The organism is Halorubrum xinjiangense (assembly GCF_049604745.1).
Taxonomy (GTDB): Archaea; Halobacteriota; Halobacteria; order Halobacteriales; family Haloferacaceae; genus Halorubrum; species Halorubrum xinjiangense_A.
Genome location: NZ_CP187140.1, coordinates 992,978 through 1,011,883, shown reverse-complemented (window position 1 = coordinate 1,011,883; position 18,906 = coordinate 992,978). Strand labels below are relative to the sequence as shown.

23 protein-coding genes and 1 tRNA gene are annotated in these 18,906 nt (G+C 70.7%); 12 read left to right on the top strand and 12 right to left on the bottom strand.

Annotated elements, in window-relative coordinates; all coding sequences use genetic code 11:
- Positions 1-25 precede the first annotated feature (25 nt).
- The 3 genes from ACOZ35_RS06050 to ACOZ35_RS06040 are packed head-to-tail and all read right to left on the bottom strand — an operon-like array spanning position 26 to position 3,201.
- Complete coding sequence (locus tag ACOZ35_RS06050; RefSeq protein WP_424015535.1) at positions 26-727, bottom strand: helix-turn-helix domain-containing protein; 702 nt, start codon at positions 725-727, stop codon at positions 26-28.
- Between the two features lie 55 nt (positions 728-782).
- Complete coding sequence (locus ACOZ35_RS06045) at positions 783-2,393, bottom strand: class I adenylate-forming enzyme family protein (RefSeq protein ID WP_424015534.1); 1,611 nt, start codon at positions 2,391-2,393, stop codon at positions 783-785.
- Between the two features lies 1 nt (position 2,394).
- On the bottom strand, positions 2,395-3,201 hold the full coding sequence (locus ACOZ35_RS06040) for an alpha/beta fold hydrolase (RefSeq protein WP_424015533.1): 807 nt from the start codon (positions 3,199-3,201) through the stop codon (positions 2,395-2,397).
- Positions 3,202-3,321: 120 nt separating this feature from the next.
- Between ACOZ35_RS06040 and ACOZ35_RS06035 the strand changes: the two genes are divergently transcribed.
- The 3 genes from ACOZ35_RS06035 (at position 3,322) to ACOZ35_RS06025 (ending at position 7,039) form a co-directional block, all read left to right on the top strand.
- Positions 3,322-4,692: a phosphoribosylamine--glycine ligase gene (locus tag ACOZ35_RS06035; protein ID WP_424015532.1), complete on the top strand. Its 1,371-nt coding sequence runs from the start codon at positions 3,322-3,324 to the stop codon at positions 4,690-4,692.
- Between the two features lie 528 nt (positions 4,693-5,220).
- Positions 5,221-5,775, top strand: a complete 555-nt coding sequence (locus ACOZ35_RS06030) for a helix-turn-helix domain-containing protein (protein ID WP_424015531.1) — start codon at positions 5,221-5,223, stop codon at positions 5,773-5,775.
- A gap of 61 nt (positions 5,776-5,836) precedes the next feature.
- Positions 5,837-7,039 carry an HD domain-containing protein gene (locus ACOZ35_RS06025; protein WP_424015530.1) on the top strand — a complete coding sequence of 401 codons (1,203 nt, stop codon included), beginning with the start codon at positions 5,837-5,839 and terminating at the stop codon, positions 7,037-7,039.
- Positions 7,040-7,086: 47 nt separating this feature from the next.
- Here ACOZ35_RS06025 and ACOZ35_RS06020 read toward each other — a convergent pair whose 3' ends face one another.
- Complete coding sequence (locus ACOZ35_RS06020; RefSeq protein WP_424015529.1) at positions 7,087-7,491, bottom strand: universal stress protein; 405 nt, start codon at positions 7,489-7,491, stop codon at positions 7,087-7,089.
- A 180-nt stretch (positions 7,492-7,671) separates the two neighbouring features.
- Here ACOZ35_RS06020 and ACOZ35_RS06015 point away from each other — a divergent pair, with 180 nt between their 5' ends.
- The 5 genes from ACOZ35_RS06015 to ACOZ35_RS05995 all read left to right on the top strand — a co-directional run bounded on the left by ACOZ35_RS06015 (position 7,672) and on the right by ACOZ35_RS05995 (position 11,715).
- Positions 7,672-8,943 (top strand): HD domain-containing protein, encoded by a 1,272-nt coding sequence (locus ACOZ35_RS06015; RefSeq protein WP_424015528.1) that lies wholly within the window; start codon positions 7,672-7,674, stop codon positions 8,941-8,943.
- A 103-nt stretch (positions 8,944-9,046) separates the two neighbouring features.
- Positions 9,047-9,358 (top strand): methyltransferase domain-containing protein, encoded by a 312-nt coding sequence (locus tag ACOZ35_RS06010; RefSeq protein WP_424015527.1) that lies wholly within the window; start codon positions 9,047-9,049, stop codon positions 9,356-9,358.
- A 22-nt stretch (positions 9,359-9,380) separates the two neighbouring features.
- Positions 9,381-10,445, top strand: a complete 1,065-nt coding sequence (locus ACOZ35_RS06005) for an amidohydrolase family protein (protein ID WP_424015526.1) — start codon at positions 9,381-9,383, stop codon at positions 10,443-10,445.
- A 79-nt stretch (positions 10,446-10,524) separates the two neighbouring features.
- Positions 10,525-10,980, top strand: coding sequence for a hypothetical protein (locus tag ACOZ35_RS06000; protein ID WP_424015525.1), 456 nt, complete (start codon positions 10,525-10,527; stop codon positions 10,978-10,980).
- A 93-nt stretch (positions 10,981-11,073) separates the two neighbouring features.
- Positions 11,074-11,715: a thymidine kinase gene (locus tag ACOZ35_RS05995; RefSeq protein ID WP_424015524.1), complete on the top strand. Its 642-nt coding sequence runs from the start codon at positions 11,074-11,076 to the stop codon at positions 11,713-11,715.
- A 42-nt stretch (positions 11,716-11,757) separates the two neighbouring features.
- Here ACOZ35_RS05995 and ACOZ35_RS05990 read toward each other — a convergent pair whose 3' ends face one another.
- From ACOZ35_RS05990 to ACOZ35_RS05975, 4 genes are all read right to left on the bottom strand, one after another.
- Positions 11,758-12,939, bottom strand: a complete 1,182-nt coding sequence (locus ACOZ35_RS05990) for a response regulator (RefSeq protein ID WP_424015523.1) — start codon at positions 12,937-12,939, stop codon at positions 11,758-11,760.
- A 72-nt stretch (positions 12,940-13,011) separates the two neighbouring features.
- Positions 13,012-13,287 carry a hypothetical protein gene (locus tag ACOZ35_RS05985; protein ID WP_424015522.1) on the bottom strand — a complete coding sequence of 92 codons (276 nt, stop codon included), beginning with the start codon at positions 13,285-13,287 and terminating at the stop codon, positions 13,012-13,014.
- A 70-nt stretch (positions 13,288-13,357) separates the two neighbouring features.
- Positions 13,358-13,960 (bottom strand): hypothetical protein, encoded by a 603-nt coding sequence (locus ACOZ35_RS05980; RefSeq protein WP_424015521.1) that lies wholly within the window; start codon positions 13,958-13,960, stop codon positions 13,358-13,360.
- Positions 13,957-14,628: a class I SAM-dependent methyltransferase gene (locus tag ACOZ35_RS05975; RefSeq protein ID WP_424015520.1), complete on the bottom strand. Its 672-nt coding sequence runs from the start codon at positions 14,626-14,628 to the stop codon at positions 13,957-13,959. Before ACOZ35_RS05975 ends, ACOZ35_RS05980 begins: the two co-directional genes overlap by 4 nt.
- Before the next feature lie 60 nt (positions 14,629-14,688).
- On the opposite strand from ACOZ35_RS05975, the gene ACOZ35_RS05970 reads away from it, so the two are divergent.
- Both ACOZ35_RS05970 and ACOZ35_RS05965 read left to right on the top strand, forming a co-directional pair.
- Complete coding sequence (locus ACOZ35_RS05970; RefSeq protein ID WP_424015519.1) at positions 14,689-15,225, top strand: CinA family protein; 537 nt, start codon at positions 14,689-14,691, stop codon at positions 15,223-15,225.
- Between the two features lie 72 nt (positions 15,226-15,297).
- Complete coding sequence (locus ACOZ35_RS05965; protein WP_424015518.1) at positions 15,298-15,717, top strand: universal stress protein; 420 nt, start codon at positions 15,298-15,300, stop codon at positions 15,715-15,717.
- 49 nt (positions 15,718-15,766) lie between these two features.
- Here ACOZ35_RS05965 and ACOZ35_RS05960 read toward each other — a convergent pair whose 3' ends face one another.
- From ACOZ35_RS05960 to ACOZ35_RS05945, 4 genes are all read right to left on the bottom strand, one after another.
- Entirely contained in the window at positions 15,767-15,970 is a 204-nt protein-coding gene (locus tag ACOZ35_RS05960; RefSeq protein ID WP_424015517.1) for a hypothetical protein, read from the bottom strand.
- A gap of 62 nt (positions 15,971-16,032) precedes the next feature.
- Positions 16,033-16,106: transfer RNA gene (locus tag ACOZ35_RS05955), tRNA-Thr, on the bottom strand.
- A 61-nt stretch (positions 16,107-16,167) separates the two neighbouring features.
- A complete protein-coding gene (locus tag ACOZ35_RS05950; protein ID WP_424015516.1) occupies positions 16,168-16,731 on the bottom strand; it encodes a GNAT family N-acetyltransferase in 564 nt (187 codons plus the stop codon).
- 66 nt (positions 16,732-16,797) lie between these two features.
- On the bottom strand, positions 16,798-17,532 hold the full coding sequence (locus tag ACOZ35_RS05945) for a cyclic nucleotide-binding/CBS domain-containing protein (protein WP_424015515.1): 735 nt from the start codon (positions 17,530-17,532) through the stop codon (positions 16,798-16,800).
- Between the two features lie 204 nt (positions 17,533-17,736).
- Here ACOZ35_RS05945 and udk point away from each other — a divergent pair, with 204 nt between their 5' ends.
- Both udk and ACOZ35_RS05935 read left to right on the top strand, forming a co-directional pair.
- Positions 17,737-18,435, top strand: coding sequence for a uridine kinase (gene udk / locus ACOZ35_RS05940; RefSeq protein WP_424015514.1), 699 nt, complete (start codon positions 17,737-17,739; stop codon positions 18,433-18,435).
- 65 nt (positions 18,436-18,500) lie between these two features.
- A complete protein-coding gene (locus tag ACOZ35_RS05935) occupies positions 18,501-18,896 on the top strand; it encodes a hypothetical protein (protein ID WP_424015513.1) in 396 nt (131 codons plus the stop codon).
- Positions 18,897-18,906 lie beyond the last annotated feature (10 nt).

Genomic DNA, 18,906 nt, shown 5'->3' with positions numbered 1-18,906 from the left:
TGCCGGGGGCTTCACTCGCCCGGCCCTACTCCAGCCGGTCGAGCGCGGCGACGACGCTGCGGAGGAGCTTCTTCTCGCCGCGGCGCATGTTCTTCGAGACGGCCGCGGTCGAGACGTCGAACTCGTCGGCGAGCGTCGACAGCGTCGCCTCGCGCGGCGACTCGAAGTACCCCGCGTCGGCCGCGGACTCGATCGTCTCGCGCTCGACGTCGGTCAGGTCGCGACACGCGTCCAGCATCGTCGAGGCCGCGTTCGCGTTCCGCATCGTGTCGAACAGCGCCTCCATCGAGAGCTCCGAGCGGTCCTCGACGACGAACTCGTTGCCCTTCTCTAAGTCGTGGAGCGCCGCCTCCGTCGTCGCCTCGTCGTCGAACCCGACCTGCCAGCGCTCGGAGCCGTCGGCGATCAGGAAGGGGCCGGTGATGTAGCCGCCGTGGTCCGTGATCGTCGACATCGCGTTCGTCTCCTCGATGACGGTCCGGATGATCGCGGTGCCGTCCTCCTTCGAGAACAGGCTGTACTCGGCCATGTTCTCGTGGTCGCGGAGCGCCGAGAGCCCCTCGCCGAGCTCGTACCGGTCCGGCGACTCGACGAGCAGCCGCGTCTCCAGCTGTTCCGCCGCGGTGTCCAGCTGCCAGTGCATGGCGGAGAAGGAGACGTCGTGGTCCGCGGAGGTGTCGATGAACGGGCAGTCGAACTGCTCCATATCCATCGTGACGTCGAGCATGCCCCCTCCTTATTTTCCGCATACATAATGGTTGTTCCTGTAAAATCCGCGCCGCCTACTCTCCGAACCGTTCTTTCAGCGCCGCGCGGTCGATCTTCGAGGGGCCCGAGGTCGGCATCTCGTCGACGAACGCCAGCTCCTTCGGGATCGCGTAGCGTGCGACGCGCGAGGCGAGGTGCGACTCGACGTCGTCGAGCGAGAGCGACTCGTCGCCGACGAGGATCGCCTTCCCGACCGTCCCCCAGCGCTCGCTCGGGACGCCGATCACGACCGCCTCCTCGATCCCGGGGTGGTCGGTGAGCGCGTCCTCGACGCGGGGCGGGTAGACGTTCTCGCCGCCAGAGACGAACATGTTCTTCTTGCGCCCCTCGATGTGGTAGTAGCCGTCCTCGTCGACGCGCGCGAGGTCGCCGGTGGACACCCAGTCGCCGAACGTCGCCGCCGTCTCCTCGGGTTCGTTCCAGTAGCCGTCGGCCGCGGCCGGCCCCGCGAGCTCCAGTTCGCCGACCGTGCCGTCGGGGACCGGCCCGTCCTCGTCGACGACGCGCGCGTCGACCGCGAGCGCCGGGACGCCGACGCTGCCGGTCTTCTCCGGCGGGAAGTCGTCGGGCATCGCGAAGTTGTTCGGGCCGCACTCGGTGAGCCCGTACCCCTGTGAGATCTCGACGCCGCGGTCGCGCCACGCCGCGATGACGCTCTCCCGACAGGGCCCGCCGCCGCTCTTCACGAACCGGAGCGAGGAGAGGTCCGTCTCCCCGAACTCGTCGTGGCGGGCCATCATCCGCAAGACGGCGGGGACCGCGACGAGCGTCGTCGCCGACTCGCGCTCGACGTCCCGCAGGACGCGACCGGGATCGACCTCCGGGCTCAGGAGGATGCGCCCGCCCATCTGGAAGAAGGGGACCGTGAGCACGTTCCAGCCGCCGGTGTGGAACATCGGGAACACCATCGGCGTCACGTCGTCCTCGCGGAGCCCCCACGCCGTGATCGTGTTGAACGCGTTCCAGCGGATCGCGCCGTGGCTGATGACGGTCTCCTTTGGGGTCCCGGTCGAGCCGCCGGTGTGCAAGAAGAGGTGCGGGTCCGCCAGCGACAGGTCGGCGGTCTCGACGGGCGAGCCGTCCGCCGGCAGGTCCCGGGTGTACGGCCGCCACGCGTCGTCGCCGTCGGTCGGAATTGAGCGGACGGCGGGCTCGACGTCGGCCCGCTCTAACGCGTCGATGACGTCGCCACCGAACGGAGCCTCCACGAGGAGCAGTTCGGGGTCGACGGTGCCCAACACGGCCGAAAGGTCGCGCTCGGCGAGCCGGTGCGAGAGCGGCGCCAGCACCGCCCCCGTCTTGGCGGTCGCGAAGAACAGGTCGACGAGCTCGACGCGGTTCCGCGAGACGACGGCGACCCGGTCGCCCGTCTCGACGCCGGCCTCGCGGAGGAAGCGCGCGGTGCGGTTGGCGCGCTCCTCCAACTCCGCGTACGTGTACTCGGCGTTCGCGGCCGTGTCGGTGACGGCGACGCGGTCAGGCGAGAGTCGTGCGCGGCGGGCGGACAGCGATCCAACCCAGTCGTAGGCACGGTCGCCGTGCGGGTGCGGTCGCGGGTCGGCGTCGGACTCGGCTCCGGTGCCCTCCGTGCGGTCGTCCGACTGCGGATCGTTCTCTGTCGCCATCTCAGGCGACCTCGCCGAGGAAGGTTCGGATGCGGTCGTTGACGCGCTCGCGCTCCTCGATGAAGAAGAGGTGCGGCCCCCCCTCGAACAGCTCGACCTCGGCGTGCGGGAGGAGTTCCGCCAGCAGGTCGGCGTTCTCGACCGGGAGGACGCGGTCCGCGGTCCCGTGGAGGACGAGCGTCGGGAGGGACAGGTCATCCAGCCGGTCGCTCGCGTCGAACGCCGCGACCGCGGCCGCCTGCGCCTCGCGGCCCGTCGGCGTCGCGTCGCCCGCGAGCCGCCAGTCGACGATGCGGTCGACCAGCTCCGGCTCGCGCTCGTAGAAGCCGTCGGAGACCGCGGGCTCCATCAGGTAGCGGATCCGCTCGCGGGGGTCCGCGTCCTCGGGCGCGGAGAAGATGTGCTCCTGGACCGCCGGCGGCGTCGGAGCCGCGTCATCGCCGCCGGGCGACGTACACAGCAGCGTCAGCGAGGCGACGCGGTCGTCGGCGAGCGCCAGCTCCTGCGCGATCATCCCCCCCATCGACGCGCCGCAGACGTGGACCGCGTCGGCGCCGCGGTCGTCGAGGACGGCGGCGGCGTCGGCCGCCATCCCCGCCGCCGTGTACGGCCCCTCCGGAACGTCGGAGTCGCCGGTGCCGCGGTTGTCCGGGCGGAGCACCTCGTAGTCGTCGGCCAACGCCTCGGCGAGCCACCGCCACATCCACCGGCCGTACCCGAGCCCTTCGAGCAGCAGCACGGTCGGTCCGTCGGGGTCCCCGTCGACGGCGTAATCGATCGTCACGCCGTCGCGTGTCACGCTTGGCATACCCGGATCGACCACGCCGCGGTCTATCAACCCGCGTGTTAACGTTTCAACCTCCCCGGAGACGAGCGGGAGGCGTGCGCCGGCACCCACACTCAAGTCGGTCGCGGGAGACGGCCCCGCATGGACACCGCGAACTTCCTCTTCGTCTCGGCCGACGCGGCGCTGATAAGCGATCTGGCGTGGCAGGTCCGCCGCGAGGGCCACGACGTGAAGTACTACATAGAGGCCGAAAGCGACCGCGAGATCGGCGACGGGTTCGTCCCGAAGACGGACGACTGGCGCGCCGAGGTCGACTGGGCTGACGTGATCATCTTCGACGACATCTGGGTCTCGGGACCCGACCAGCGGGAGGGTCCCGGAACGAACGAGCGGGGTGGCACCCCGCGAGTCGGCTCCGACGTCGGGACCGGTGCGCTCGCGCAGGAACTCCGCGAGGAGGGGAAGGCCGTCGTCGGCGGGACGCCGAACACCGACCGCCTCGAAGAGGATCGGGGGTATGCGATGGAGGTGTTAGAGGACCACGGCGTCAACACGGTCGAACACCACGTGTTCCACGAGTTCGACGCGGGGATCCAACACGTCCAGGAGAACCCCGCGCCGTACGTTATCAAGCCGCTTGGGGAGGTCCAGAACGTCAAGCGCCTGCTGTACGTCGGCAACGAGGACGACGGCAGCGACGTGGTCGACGTGCTTCGGGCGTACAAGAAGGCGTGGGGCCACCGGATGAAGGGGTTCCAGCTCCAGCGGAAGGTTGAGGGCGTCGAGGTCGCCATCTGCGGCTTCTTCGACGGGAACGAGTTCGTCGACCGGGTGAACTTCAACTTCGAGCACAAGAAGCTGTTCCCGGGGAACATCGGCCCGTCGACCGGCGAGATGGGGACGTCGATGTTCTGGGCGGGGAAAAACAGGCTGTTCCAGGAGACGTTCGGGAAGATCGAGGGGTGGCTCGCCGACGAGGGGTACGTCGGCAGTATCGACATCAACTGCATCGTCAACGAGACGGGCATCTACCCGCTGGAGTTCACGCCGCGGTTCGGCTACCCAACCATCGCCTTACAGGAGGAGTCGATCGAGTCGTCGACGGCCGAGTTCTTCTACGACCTCGCGCACGGGAACAAGCCGGAGCCCGAGGTCCACGGGGGCTACCAGATCGCCGTCAGGGTCGTCCTGCCGCCGTTCCCCTTCGACGACGAGCAGACGTACGACGAGAACTCGCGGAACGCGGCGGTCGTCTTCGAGACGGAGAGTCGGGAGGGAATCCACTTGGAGGACACGAAACAGGTCGACGGCCAGTGGCGCGTCGCCGGCGAGAGCGGAATGCCAATCGTCGTCACCGGGAAGGGGGAGACGATGGGCGCGGCGCGCGAGCAGGCGTACGACCGAATCGACGACGTCGTGATGCCGAACATGTACTACCGCGACGACATCGGCGAGCGCTGGGTCGACGGCGACGGCGACCGGCTTCAGGCGTGGGGGTACCTCGGCCCGTGATCGAGAAAGGGAGTAGGTGAATTACCGTGACGGGGCAGCAGTTTATAAGCTGAGATTGGATGTTGTCATCGGCTTTTATATGGGATCGGAGAATCTGCGGTGAACACCGCCAAAGCCCCAGCCGCTCGCTTATAAACGGTTGCTGGCGGATTGACGGCGAACACCTCCAAAGCTCCAGCCGCTCGCTTATAAACGGTTGCTGGCGGATTGACGGCGAACACCTCCAAAGCCCCAGCCGCGAGGCCGCAGTACGCTCGTTGCGCTCCTCGCTCGCTCCGCTCGCTGCGGTGCTTACATCGCCTACTGCGGCCTCGCGGCTGCCCCTTTGAGTCCCACCCCGCACAGCAACCGCACCTCATCCCTCCCCAGCCTCGTCGGTCGCCGTCGCTTCGCTCCGGCGACTGACTCCCTCGCACGCGCTCCTCGCGGGCCACGGGCCCGCTCGCAGGCACGCGCCACCGCAATAGTTTCTCAGTTCACGGAGGCTGCCTCCACGAGTTTTTAACGGTCCGGACCACTACACGGGGTATGCCGAAGTACTCGACGGGCGGCGGCGGCGGCGGCGACGACGGCGACGCGTGCGAGCTCTGCGGTCGCGAGACCACGGACCTCCGGAAGGCGACGGTCGCCGGCGCGAAGCTGCTCGTGTGTTCGAACTGCCGGCCCCACGACGACGCCGGCAACGCGCCGAGCGGCGGCGGCGGATCGCGCGGCGGCAGCTCTGGCGGCAGCCCCGGCGGTGCCGGCTCCGGCTCGGAGGCGACCGAGAGCCGGAAGAAGGAGCTCGCCCGGAAGCAGGCGAAGATGTACGACTCCGCGACCGGCGACTCGAAGCGCTGGGAGGAGGAGGGGACGAGCTACGAGGCGGACCGCCTCCCGTATCTCGTCTCCGGCTACGGCGACGTCGTCACCGAGGCGCGACAGGACGCCGGGCTGACCGTCGAGGAGGTCGCCGCCGAGCTCGAACTCGACGAGGACGACCTGCTCGCGGTCGAGGACGGGCGGGCCGCAACCGCGAACGTGGGCGGGTCCGTCGTGCGCGCGCTCGAAGAGCGGTTCGGGATCGACGTCGTCGACGAGTGACTCCCGTCCACCCCGTCACCGAGCCGAAACGGCCAATCCGGCGCGCGGCGACCAATCGCCAATGAAGGCGATCAAGGACAGCGTCCACGGCCACGTCCGGCTCGGCGACGTCGCGGCCGAGCTGGTCGACACGCCGGCGTTCCAGCGGCTGCGACACATCAAACAGCTGTCTACGGTCCGGCTCGTCTACCCCTCCGCGAACCACACCCGGTTCGAGCACAGCCTCGGCGTCTACCACCTCGCGCGCAGCGCGATAGACGGGCTCGGCGTCGACGACGACACGGCCGCGCACGTCCGCGCCGCGGCGATGCTCCACGACGTCGGGCACGGCCCGTACGGCCACCAGACCGAGGGGATCATCCGGCGCGCGACCGGCCGCGACCACGACGACGTGCGGTGGCTGCTCACCGACGCCGACCGCGAGGTCTGTCAGGTGCTCGAACGCAACGGGCTCGACCCCGAGCGCGTCGCCGCCCTGATCGACGGCGAGGGGGCCTTGGGGCCGCTCGTCTCGGGCGAACTCGACGTCGACCGCATGGACTACCTCGTGCGCGACGCCCACCACACCGGCGTCCCGTACGGCACCGTCGACACCGGCCGGCTCGTCACCGAGCTCCGACTGCTCGACGGCGACGGCAGCGGAGCGTCCGCCGACCTCGTCTTGGACGAGGGGAACGTCGCCACCGCCGAGAGCCTGCTCGTCGCGCGCTCGCTGATGAACGCCGTCGTCTACCGCCACCACGTCTCCCGGGTCGCGGGCGCGATGCTGGAGCGCGCCTGCGAGCGGTACCTCGACCGCACGGAGACCGACGTCGAGGCGTTCCGTCGGATGGCGGACCACGATCTGCTCGTCGAACTCCGCGACCGCGTCCCCGCGCTCGGCGAGCGCATCGAGCGGCGCGACCTCTACAAGCGCGCCGTCTGGGCCGAGATCGACGAGGTGCCGGCGGGAACGGTCGACGCGGGCCGCGCGGAGGAGCGGGCGGCTGAACGCGAGATCGCGGACGCGGTGGGGATCGACCGCGACGCGGTCCTCGTCGACATCCCCTCGCGCCCGGCGCTCAAGGAGTCCGGCTCCGCCGTCGTCGTCGACGGCGTCCCACAGCGGCTGGAAGACGCCTCGGAGCTCGTGACCGGGCTCCGGGCAGCCGAGCGCCGCCGCTGGACGCTCGGCGTCTACTGTCCCGCAGAACGCGTCGACGCCGTCGCGGCCGCGTCGCGGGAGGTCTTGGGGCTGCGCGCGGCGGGGCGCCCCTCTGTCTGAGCGCCGCGGTCGACGGCGGCGCCCGAGCCCGTCGCTTCTGTGTCGACTCAGTTCTCGACCGACACCGGAACCGCCAACACCGGCCGGTCCGCGTTCAACACGACCGTCTGCGTGGTGCTGCCGAAGACGGCCTTGCCGGCCGGGCTCCGCTTGCGGCCCGACACGCAGATGAGGTCTGCGTCGACGGCGTCGGCGGCCTCGATGAGTTCCGTGCCGGCGTCGCCGCTGGCCTCGTAGTGGGTACAGGTCACGCCGGCCGCCTCCAACACCTCTCGGGCGCGCCGCACGGTCCCGAGCTGGTGAACCGACGCCCCCTCCGGGTTATCTTGGAAGACGTGACAGAGGTGGGCGGTCACCTCGTCGGAGTCGCCCGGCAAGTCGACAACCGCTTCGGCCTGTGCCGTCGCTCGCGATTCGTCGTCGAGCCCGATGCCGATGAGTACGTCGTACATACGCGACCGTTCGCGGGCCCGGATGATAAATCGTGCCGCGAATTCGCGGGCGACGGAATCGGTCCGGGGCGGAATCGGTCCAGGCCGGATTCGGCCCGCGAGGACAGAGGCCCGCGGCGGCGCTACCCCGACCCGGCCGACACTCCCAGCCTTTTATCCCGTGCCGCCGAAGGCGAACGCATGCTCACGGTCAAGGACACCGTCCACGACCACATCGAGATCGACGGTGTCGCCGCGGACCTCGTCGACACCCCCGCCGTCCAGCGGCTCCGCCACGTGAAACAGCTCGGCACGGTCCAGCTCGTCTACCCCTCCGCGAACCACACCCGGTTCGAACATAGCCTCGGGGTCTACCACCTCGCGAGCCGCGCGCTCGACCACCTCGGAATCTCCGGGAAACGCGCCGACCGCATCGAGGCGGCGGCGATGCTCCACGACGTCGGGCACGGGCCGTTCAGCCACAACCTCGAATCGCTCACCCACCGCCGCACCGGGAAGTACCACGACGACGTCGACGAGCTGCTCACGACCGGCGCGGTCGGCGAGGTGTTACGCGACCACGACCTCAACCCGGACCGGATCGCCGAAATCGTCGCCGGAGAGGGCCCGTACGCCGGGCTCGTCTCGGGCGAGCTCGACGTGGACCGCATGGATTACCTCGTGCGCGACGCCTACCACACGGGCGTCCCGTACGGCACCATCGACACCGAGCGGTTCGTCCGGGAGCTGACGTTCGTCGAGCGCGGCGCGGGCGCGGACGGCGACGGCGGGGGCGGACCCGATCGCGACGGCCCGGAGCTCGTCTTGGACGAGGGGAACGTCCAGACCGCCGAGAGCCTCCTGCTGGCCCGCGCGCTGATGAACCCGGTCGTCTACACCCACCACGTCGCGCGCATCTCGAAGGCGATGCTGCGCCGGGCCGCGAGCGAGCTCCTCGACGCGACCGCGACGACGGCGGCCGAGCTCCGGCGCATGGACGACCACGACTTCCTCGCCGCGATCCGCGACTGCCGGGCGACCGCCGAGCTCTCCCGCCGCTACGACGAGCGCGACCTGTACAAGTTGGCGGTGTGGGCCGAGTACGACGACGTTCCGGAGCGCGTCCACGAGGCGGACCACGCGGCCGAGACCGCGCTCGAACGCGAGATCGCCGAAGCGGCGGGCGTCGCCCGCGACCACGTAATCTTAGACGTGCCGCCCGAGCCGACGATGCGCGAGTCGACCGCGCGCGTCACCGTCAACGGCGAGATTCGGCGGCTCGAACGCCAGTCGCCGCTCGTCTCCGCGCTCCGGACCGCCCAGCGCAACCAGTGGCGCCTCGGCGTGTACGCCCCCGAGCCGGCGACCGACCGCGTGGGCCGCGCGGCCGCGGACGTGCTCGGCCTCGACCCCGACGGGCTCGTGACCGAGGTGCGCGGGGCGATGCCGACGACGCTCGACGAGTTCGAGTAGCGGGCGACCCGCGGCTTCGGGATACGCTGTCGGCGGCGTTCGGTGTGCGCCGTGGTGACACCCCGGCAGCAAACATAAATGATCGGACGGCGCGCGCACACACATGGCCGACGCCCACCGCGAGAACCGCCGCCTCTGGAACGAGTGGAGCGACGCGTTCCAGGCGCTGTGGAACGCCGACACCGACGAGGGGGGCGCGCCGCCGGTGCCGACGCCGTTCGACCCGGACGGCCACGCGGCCACCGGTGCCGAGTTCCCGCCATCGATCAAGGACGCGGCGTTCTCGGAGGCGGCCTTCCAGCTCGTCTCGGACCTCGACGCCGCCGTGCGCGAGGCCCGCCGCGTGCTCCGGCCGGGCGGCGCGTTCTATCTGGCGGTGACGGCCCGCTCCGAGGTGCTTCCCGTGAGGTTTTAAGCTCAGCCGGCGAGCCTCCGGTATGCATCTCGAAGGGACCATCTTGGTCGGTCCCGACTTCGAGCCGGTCGAGGGCCGGGTCATCGTCGCGGACGGCGAGATCGTCCGGATCGAGGAGGAGTCCGTCGAGAGCGACGAGGTGATCCTCCCGGCGTTCGTCAACGCACACACCCACATCGGCGACTCGATCGCCAAGGAGGCGGGCGAGGGGCTCTCGCTCGACGAGCTCGTCGCGCCGCCGGAGGGCCTGAAACACCGCCTCCTCCGGGCGGCGGGCCACGAGGAGAAGGTGGCCGCGATGGCGCGCACCCTGCGGTACATGGAGTCGACGGGGACGGGGACGTTCCTGGAGTTCCGCGAGGGCGGCGTCGACGGCGTGCGCGCGCTCCGCGACGCGCTCGCTGGTGAGGGGGTCCCGTTCGACGAGCGCGCGATCGAGGCGGTCGTCTTCGGCCGCGACGACCCCGACGTGCTCTCGGTCGCGGACGGCTACGGCGCCTCCGGCGCCCGCGACGCCGACTTCGACGCGGTCCGGGCGGCGACGCGCGAGGCCGGCAAGCTGTTCGGGATCCACGCGGGCGAGCGCGACGCCGACGACGTCAACGCCGCGATGGACCTCGATCCCGACTTCCTCGTCCACATGGTCCACGCCGAGGAGATCCACCTCGAACGGCTCGACGACCGCGGCACGCCCGTCGTCGTCTGCCCGCGCTCGAATCTCGTGACGAACGTCGGCGTACCGCCGATCCGAGAGCTTGCGGAGCGGACGACGGTCGCGCTGGGCACCGACAACGTGATGACCGACTCGCCGTCGATGTTCCGCGAGATGGAGTTCGCGGCGAAGCTGTCCGACCTCCCCGCCCGGGAGATACTGCGAATGGCGACGGCCAACGGCGCCGAGATCGCCGGGCTGAACCGCGGGGTGGTCGAGCCCGGCGCGGACGCGGACCTGCTCGTCCTCGACGGCGACTCCGACAACCTCGCCGGCGCGCGCGACCTCGTCCGCGCGGTCGTCAGACGGGCCGGCCACGCCGACGTCTCTCGGGTCGTGATCGGCGGCGAGCCCGTGATCCCGCGCGACGACTGAGGCGCGGCGGGCGGGGCGACGCCGGGCACCGAGCTCCTCCGCCGACGGAGTGAAACCGCTCCCGGCCCTGTCTCCTCCTATGACGACGCTCTCGCTGCTTGCCGGGCTCGCGCTGGGTCCGGTCGTCGGCCTCGTCGCGACGCTCGCGATGGATCCGGTGATGGCGCGGCTCCCCGAGGGAACGACGGCGCCGAAGGTCGCCGCGGGCGTGCTCACTGACACCCCCGTCGACGACGCGCCCGAGCGGCTGGCGACGTGGGTCCACTACGTCGCCGGCGGCGGCTCCGGCCTGCTGTTCGTCGGCCTCTTCTCGGCGGCACAGGCGGTTCTCGGCGTCGGAACCGCCGTCGCGCTGGTGGTCGCGGGTCACGCGATGGTCGCGCTGATGGTCGGCTTCTTCGCGCTCGTCCCGCTGCCTCGCACGTCCGGGCTCCCGCGCCAGCGGCTCGGTCAAATCCGGCGCGACTGGGCGGTCTCCGCGGCGGCGTACGTGCTCGTTGCCGCCGTCGCGGTCGCGGTCGCGACCGGGTTCTGACCCCGCTTTGGTTGGCGACGCGTCGTCTCGGTCCGGCGACGACCTTGACCCGGGAGAGAAACGGTTTAGTCGCTGGCTCCGGCCCGATCGGGTATGCACGCCATCACTCGATCCGGGTGGATCGAGGTCATCTCCGGGTCGATGTTCTCGGGCAAGACGGAGGAGCTGCTCCGACGGCTCCGACGCTCCGAGATCGCCGGGCAGTCGGTCGCCGTCTACACGCCCGCGATCGACGACCGATACGGCGAGACGACGATCGGGAGCCACACGGGCCGCCAGTGGGAGGCCACCGTCGTCGATAACGAGGACGACGGCCCGCTCGAGGTTCTCGACGACGACCCCGCCGAGGTCGTCGCATTCGACGAGGCGAACTTCTTCTCGGACGCGCTCATCGAGGTCTGTAACGCCCTCGCGGACCGCGGCAGCCGCGTGATCGTCTCGGGCACGGACCAGACGTTCCGCGGCGAGCCGTTCGACCCCCTCCCGCAGCTCATGGCGACCGCCGAGTACGTGGACAAGCTGCAGGCCATCTGCTCGGTCTGCGGCGAGCCCGCCTCCCGGAACCAGCGGCTCATCGAGGGCGAGCCCGCCCACGTCGACGACCCGACGATCCTCGTCGGCGCCGAGGAGTCCTACGAGGCGCGGTGTCGCGACTGCCACGTCCTGTTGACCGGCGACCGCCCCGACGAGGAGCGACCGTTCGAGAGCGCCGAGGCCGACTCCGCGAACGACTGACACCGTCCTCGCGCTCGGTGCCGTCCGCCGCGGACCACCGCCTCAGCCTGCCCGGGGCGCCTGCCGATAGGCCCACAGGTGGCCGTCCCCATCCGGCAGGTCGATCGGTCGATAGGTCAAGATCAGCGTTTCCCCGTTCGCGAGCGCGAGCCGTTCCCCGTCCACCGGGCGTCGCTTCTCGACGATCGCCTCGATCCGCTCGACGAACGCCTCGGGGTCGGCGAACTTCTCGCTCAGTTCGACGGCGAGTTCCCGACAGTCGCGGCCGGCGGCGGTCTCCGGGTCCCCGTCGACGTCGAACTGGTCGTACAGCCGCTCGTTCACCTGAATTACCTGTCGGTCACTGTCCTCGACGAGCATCCCCACCGGGAGCGCGTCGAGCGCGGACGACAGCACGGCGTTCGTCCGCTCGATCTCGCGTTTCCGCGCCTCCGCATCGGTGACGTCCTCGAACTGTGAGAACACGCCGATCACCGATCCGTCGGCGTCGGTCACCACTTGGTTGTGCCACGCGCAGCGGATTCGCTCGCCGTCGCTCCGCACGTTCTCGTTGACGCTCTGGTACCCGCCCTTATCCGAGAGCAGGTCGCGTTCGAGCGCCGCCACGTGGCGGTACGCCGATTCGGGAACGAACGGGATCCACGTCCCCCCGAGCAGTTCCGACTCGTCGTAGCCGAGGATCTCCTCCGCGGCGGGGTTCACCCGGACGATCCGGTACGCGTCGTCGAACTCGATCGTTCCCAGCGGCGACTGGTCGATGAACCGCGAGAGCCGCTCCTCGCTCTCGGCGAGCGCGACCCGTGACCGGTGCTGGTCGACGGCGTTGCGCACCCGGTTTGCCAGCACCTCGTACTGGTCGTTGCCGCCGCGCTTCTGAATGTAATCCGTCGCCCCGGCCGAGATGGCCTCGCTCGCGATCTCCTCGCTCCCCTTCCCCGTGAACAGAATGAAGGGAATCTCGATCTCCCGGTCACGGACTCGCTGGAGGAGCGTCAGCCCGTTCGTTCCGGGCATGTCGTAGTCGGAGACGACGCAGTCGATCGGCTCCGCGTCCAGCGCCGCGAGCGCGTCGTCGACGTCAGTTTCGGACGTCACCTCGAACGACTCGTCGATCCGTTCGAGGTAGGTCGCGGTCAGGTCGAGGTAGGCCGGATCGTCGTCGACGTGGAGCACGCTAACTGTCGACGCGTCCGCCGCACCAGAGTCCGCGGAAGGCCCCGACATGTAAACTCGTACCGAGACCTGTCAGATATACGTTCGGGTCAGGCGGGTCGACGCCGCGGGCGAGCTACCGGCTCACGCCGCGTCGGCGTCGGCGTCGCGTCCGTCCGCGGTCGCCTCGGCGCCCGCCGCGGCGTCGTCGTCCGCGGTCGCGAGGCGGAACAGCCCCACGAGCGCGGCGGCCGCGACCAGCGCCCCTTCGGCCTTCGCGGCCGCATACGTCCACTCGCGCGGCTCCGCCTCGCCGGCGTTCCGGTAGACCGCGCGTGTCCAGAGCGCGACGGCGCGCCGCGGCGCGACGGCTTCGAGCAGTCCGCCGATCCCGGCCACCAACAGCAGTAGCGCTTTCATACGCCTGCTTCGGTGGCGACCCTCAAAAGCGGACCGGCGACCGGCGCCCGCAGAGGGGGAGCCGGGTCGCTCAGTCGTCGGTCACCGGTTCGGCTGCGTTGAGGTAGCGCCGACAGGTCGCGGCCGCCCACTCGCGGACCGCCGGGTCGTCCGTCCACAGCAGCGCGGCGACGCCGGCGTCGTCGATCAGCCCGACGACCGCGCGGTCGTCGGCGAGGATCACCGACACCGGCGACTCGCCGTCGTGGCGGTACGCGTCGACGCCGCGGTCGGCGAGCGCGCGCCGGACGACCGGGCCCGTCATTCCGGCGAGGCGGTCGGCCGCGGACCCGGTGAACACGACGCGGACCGCTCGCGGGGCGCTCGCCCCCAATTCGGAACCGCTCTCCCCCTCCGTCCCGTCGGCGCCCGTCGCCAGCGCTTCGTTCAGTCGCGTGGCGAGGTCGGCGTTGAACCGTGGGACGACGGCGACAACGCTGCCGGCCGCGCCGACGAGTTCCGCGAGGCGTCTCGCGGGGGTCGAGGCGTCGCTCCGGGTCGCGTCGTCGGCCTCCGATCCGTCGCCGCGCTCGACGAGTTCGATCCGCTTGTCGAGACTCGCGGGGTCGGCGTCGACCGCGCGAGCCACGAGCGATCGGAGGACCGCCGCAGGCGACGCTGCGTCGTCGCTCACGCGTCTCGCTCGTTCGCGGCCTTCGAGTCGCTCTCGGCTCCCGGCCACCGGTCTGGCGCGTCCGGGCGTTCCGGATACGACTGCCGGCCGCCGCTCGATTTCTGTGCGAGCAGCCGCGCCGTGGCGCGCCGGCGGTCACCGGGCCGCTCCGTCGTCGTCTCGTCGTAGTAGCGCACGCTCAGCGCGAGGCCGGCGCGGAGCAGTTCGTTCGCCGCGAAGCGGTAGCGGTCGTCGCTCGGCCCCGATGGCGACGGCTCCGCCGACCGCAGGTGGCCCTCCACGAAAAGGTAGCCGCCCGGCGCGAGCGACTCGGCGAGGTCCGCGAACCGGTCGAGCGTGTGGAAGTAGCTCATCGTGACGAGGTCGTACGCCTCGGTCGGGAACCCGTACGTCGAGACGTCGCCCCGGATCGTCTCGATCCGGTCGCCAATCCCGCGTTCCGCGGCGCGCTCGCCGACGATCCGGAGCCCCTCCGCCGAGGCGTCGAGCGCGTCGACGTCGTAGCCGCGGTCCGCGAGGAACACCGCGTTGCGGCCGGTGCCGGCCGCGACGTCGAGCGCGCGACCGCCCGGTAACGACGGCTCGTAGGCGCGAAACACGGGGGACGGCTCCGGCGCGCTCGGGTACTCGCCCGACGCGAACCGCTCGTCCCAGTCGGTGTCGGTCACGGTCGCCCTTCGACGCGCCGGGGCGTAAACCTCAGGGGCGCCTCGCTCGGAGTGAGGGGTATGGAAGACGCTTCGGACCCCGCGGAGCGCCTGAATGCGCTGTTAGCGGACGGCGACGAGACGCTCGCGACCGCGGAGTCGCTCACGGGCGGGCTGGTGGGATCCCGGGTGACGGACGTGCCGGGCGCGAGCGCCTACTTCGACCGTGGGTTCGTTACGTACACGTACGACGCCAAACGCGAGCTGCTCGGCGTCTCCCGCGAGTCGCTCGACGCCCACGGCGCCGTGAGCGAACCGGTGGTCCGCGAGATGGCGGCCGGCGCGCGCGACCGAGCGGACGCGGACTGGGCGGTCGCGACCACCGGGATCGCGGGGCCGACCGGTGGCACCGACGAGAAGCCGGTGGGACTCGTCCACTTCGGCGTCGCGCACGCCGCGCCGTGGGGGTCACAGGAGTCGTTCGTCCGGACCGAGCGTGTCGTCCTCGACGGCGACCGCGACGCGGTGAAGCGGGGCGCCGCCGAGCGCGCGCTCGAGGTGCTCGTCCGGACCATCGAGGACGTCGACGCTGAGAGCGTCGCGGACCCGGACGGGTGAGCGCGGGGTCGACCGAGGCGTTCGGCCCACGGTACCACGTGCGTTTATCTGCTGACGGCGCGTATTGCCGATATGATCGAGCGCGTACTCGTGGCGATGGACGGCTCCGACCTCTCCGAGCGCGCGCTCCGCTACGCGCTCGACGGCCACCCCGACGCCGAGATCACCGTGTTGAACGTCGTCGGCGGCGCGTCGCCGATGATGGGAGAGGCGATGGGTATCGCGCTGTCGGACGACGGCGAGGAGGGGATCCGCGAGGCCGCTGAGCCGGTGTTCGAGCAGGCCCGCGAGATCGCCGCCGAGTACGACGCGGAGATCGAGACGATCGTGGAGGCCGGGCGGCCCGCGCGCCAGATCATCGAACACGCTGAGGAGTTCGACGTCGTCGTGTTGGGTACCCACAGCGGGTCGCTCGCGGACCGGCTCCTCGTCGGCAACGTGGCCAAGACGGTGTTCCAGCGGTCGCCGGTGCCGGTCACGGTCGTGCGGTGAGTCGGTTTTCCGCCGGGTGGCTTGGCCGGCGGCGCGGCCGTCCCGGTCGCTACTCGATGTAGGCGTTCCCGACGACCGCGACGACAAGCGCGGCGATCACGATCCATGTGAGCGGTTCGACCGCGAGGAGGCGGAGCGGCCGCGCGACCGACTCGTCGAGGCCGAAAAGCGCGCCGCCCGCGAACCCGATCGCCAGCACGAGTGCGCCGACGATTCCGGCGACGCCGAGCAGTGCGCGGTCCGACGAGTCCATACCCGACGTGAGCGTCGGGACTACTTAAGAAATGTCCGGCGGGCGGTCGCAAAAGGGGCTGAAGCCAGGGCAGGGATTTGAACCCCGGAAGTCTCGATTACAAGTCGAGTGCATGAACCACCCATGCTCCCCTGGCGCGTGCGGCCGTACTCGGTCCTCCTATGTGTGCGTGTCGCTTTCCGCGAACCCGGCCGGCGTCAGTCGCTTTCGGCCGCGGGTTCGGGGTCGTCATCGCTCTCTTCGCCGTCCTCACCCCCCAACGCCTTCGTCAGCTCCACGCGGTGGAGGTCGTAGCCGTGTCCCCCGTAGAACGCCCGGGCGCGGTCGTTGTCGGCGAGCGCCTCCAGCGCAACGCGGTCGGCGCCCGCCTCGGCGAGCGCGCGCTCGGCCGCGTCGAGCAGCGACGCGCCGATCCCCTCCCCGCGCCGCTCCGGAACGACGAAGAGGTTGCTGACGGTCCCGCGGACGGCGTCGCGCTCGTAGTCGCCGCGTTCGAGCGAGAAGCCCACGAAGCCGATCGGGTCAGGCTCGCGGTCGTCTCCGCCGTCCGTCTCCGCCGCTCCGTACGGATCGCGAGCGACGAGCAGGTCGCCCGTGACGACCGACTGCGCGGCCCACTCGCGGACGGTCGCGCGGTTCGCCTCGGCGCGGAGCGTCGAGCCGTGTTCGCGCTGGCCGGCCGCGAGCGCCACCCACATGTCGGTGACGGCGTCGACGTCGTCGGCGGTCGCCGGCTCGATCCGCGCGTCCGTCTCGCCCATGCGATCGCCTTCGGCTCGCGGCGTGTTGAGGCTGCCGGCCGGCGAATTGCTCGCCTCGCCGCCGGATCAGATCTCGCGGCAGTTCGGGCAGACGGCCTGCCCGTTCGCGGTGACGAGGTCGGGGACCAGCGCGCCGCAGTTCTCGCAGACGCCCTGCGTCGAGGCGCCGCTCGGCGCGCCCGCGACCGAGTCGGCGCCGCCGTCGGTGCCGGCGGACTCATCCCGTGACGCGGCCGCCGTGCGCTCCGCCGTCGCCTCCGGGTCCATCGTCGCCTCGGCGCCCCGCTCCGCGTCGGAGTCCGCGGCGGCCGCCGTCGACAGCACCGTTCCGTCGGATCGGCTGGTGCCGGCCGCGCTCTCGTCGGCGAAGCCGTCTACGCCGGCGCCCGTCCGCGGGGCGCCCGCGGCGAGCGCGTCGCCGTCCGTGACCACGCCGACCGCCTCCCCGTCGGCGACGGCGACGACGCGGTCCGCCCCCTCCGAGACCAACCGCTCTTCGACCGCCGCCAGCGAGTCGTCCGGCGACACCGTCGGCAGCGGCGGGCCCATTACGTCGCCGACGGTGAGGGCTTCGGGGGACGGCTCCGCCGCCGAGTCGCCGCCGACGCCGGTCGCGGAGAGCAGCGCGTCGAGCGCGTCGCGGGACTCCAGGCGCCCGACCGGTTCGCCGCCGCGCACGACGACCAAGCAGTTCGTCTCCTCGTCGACCAGCAGCGCGGCCGCCTCCGGGAGCGAGTCCGACTCGCTGACGCCGAGGAACTCGCGGTGCATCACGTCACGGACCGTGGTGTCTGTTCGCATACGACTCGGATCCGCTCCGACCGGCTAAAAGCTGCCCCCGGTAGGGTTTTATCCGCGCCGATCGTAGGATTGCGATCGGTTGGCACGATCTTCGGTGTGGGAAGCGTGTGGAACGCGGATCGAGGAGCGTAAGCGGCAGGGATCGAGGTCCGCACGCGGCGAGGAAAAGGGAGCGTTCAAACCCTCCGACGTTCGAACTGCGATATGGCCATTCCCTCGTTCGTGATCGGGATCGCGGGCGGGACGGGCGCCGGGAAGACGACGGTCTCCCGGCTCGTCACCCGCGATCTCGGCGACAGCGTCACCCGGATCCCGCTGGACAACTACTACGAGGACCTCTCGCACCTCGACTTCGAGGAGCGCCAGGAGGTCAACTACGACCACCCCTCCGCGTTCGAGTGGGAACTCCTCCGGGAACACTTGGAGTCCCTCTTGGAGGGCCAGTCCGTCGAGATGCCCCAGTACGACTTCGAGGTCCACAACCGGAAGGAGGAGCGCATCACCGTCGAGCCGACGGACGTCATCGTGTTGGAGGGGATCCTCGCGCTGTACGACGAGGAGATAAACGGCATGATGGACCTCCGGCTGTTCGTCGAGACCGACGCCGACGTGCGCATTCTGCGGCGTATCCGTCGGGACGTGATCGAGCGCGGCCGCGACCTGGAGGGCGTCATCGACCAGTACCTCTCGACGGTGAAGCCGATGCACGAGCAGTTCATCGAGCCCTCGAAGAAACACGCCGACGTGATCATCCCGGAGGGCGCCAACAGCGTCGCCGTGAACCTCTTAGAGGAGAAGCTGCGCGCCGAAGTCGAGGGCGACGCGGTCCGGAGCTGGGAGCGCGGCAGCCTCGAACAGGAGCTCGGCGAGAAGCGCTCGCTCGACGTCGACGGCGACGATTGAATCGGCCTTCTCACGGCGGTAGAAACGCGGGTACGACTAATTATCCCCATCGCGTACGTCCAGCCATGATCCGAGCGATCATCGGCGTCCTCGGCGCGCTCACGGTGCTGGTCCCGGACCGGATCGTCGCCGCCTTCGAACGCATCGCCGTCGAGAACCCGGACGAGGTCGAACCGAGACGCGGAACGCGGCCGACGCTTCGGGCCGAAGGCGCGGTCGTCGTCGCGCTCGCCCTGATCGGCGGCCGAGCCTACGCTTGGGCGATGTACGTCACCGGCGCCTTCGGGACCGTCCTGCTCGTCGCTCCGCGGGCGTACCGCGCGATCGCGCCGCGGCTCCTCTACGGGGACCCGGACGCCGTCGAGTGGAGGCCAGAATTCGATACGTTCCTCCGGCTCGTTGGCGCAGCGTACGTGCTGTTGGGAGTCCGAGAGATTCGCCGGGACCGCGAATCAGAGTGACTCCGTCGCC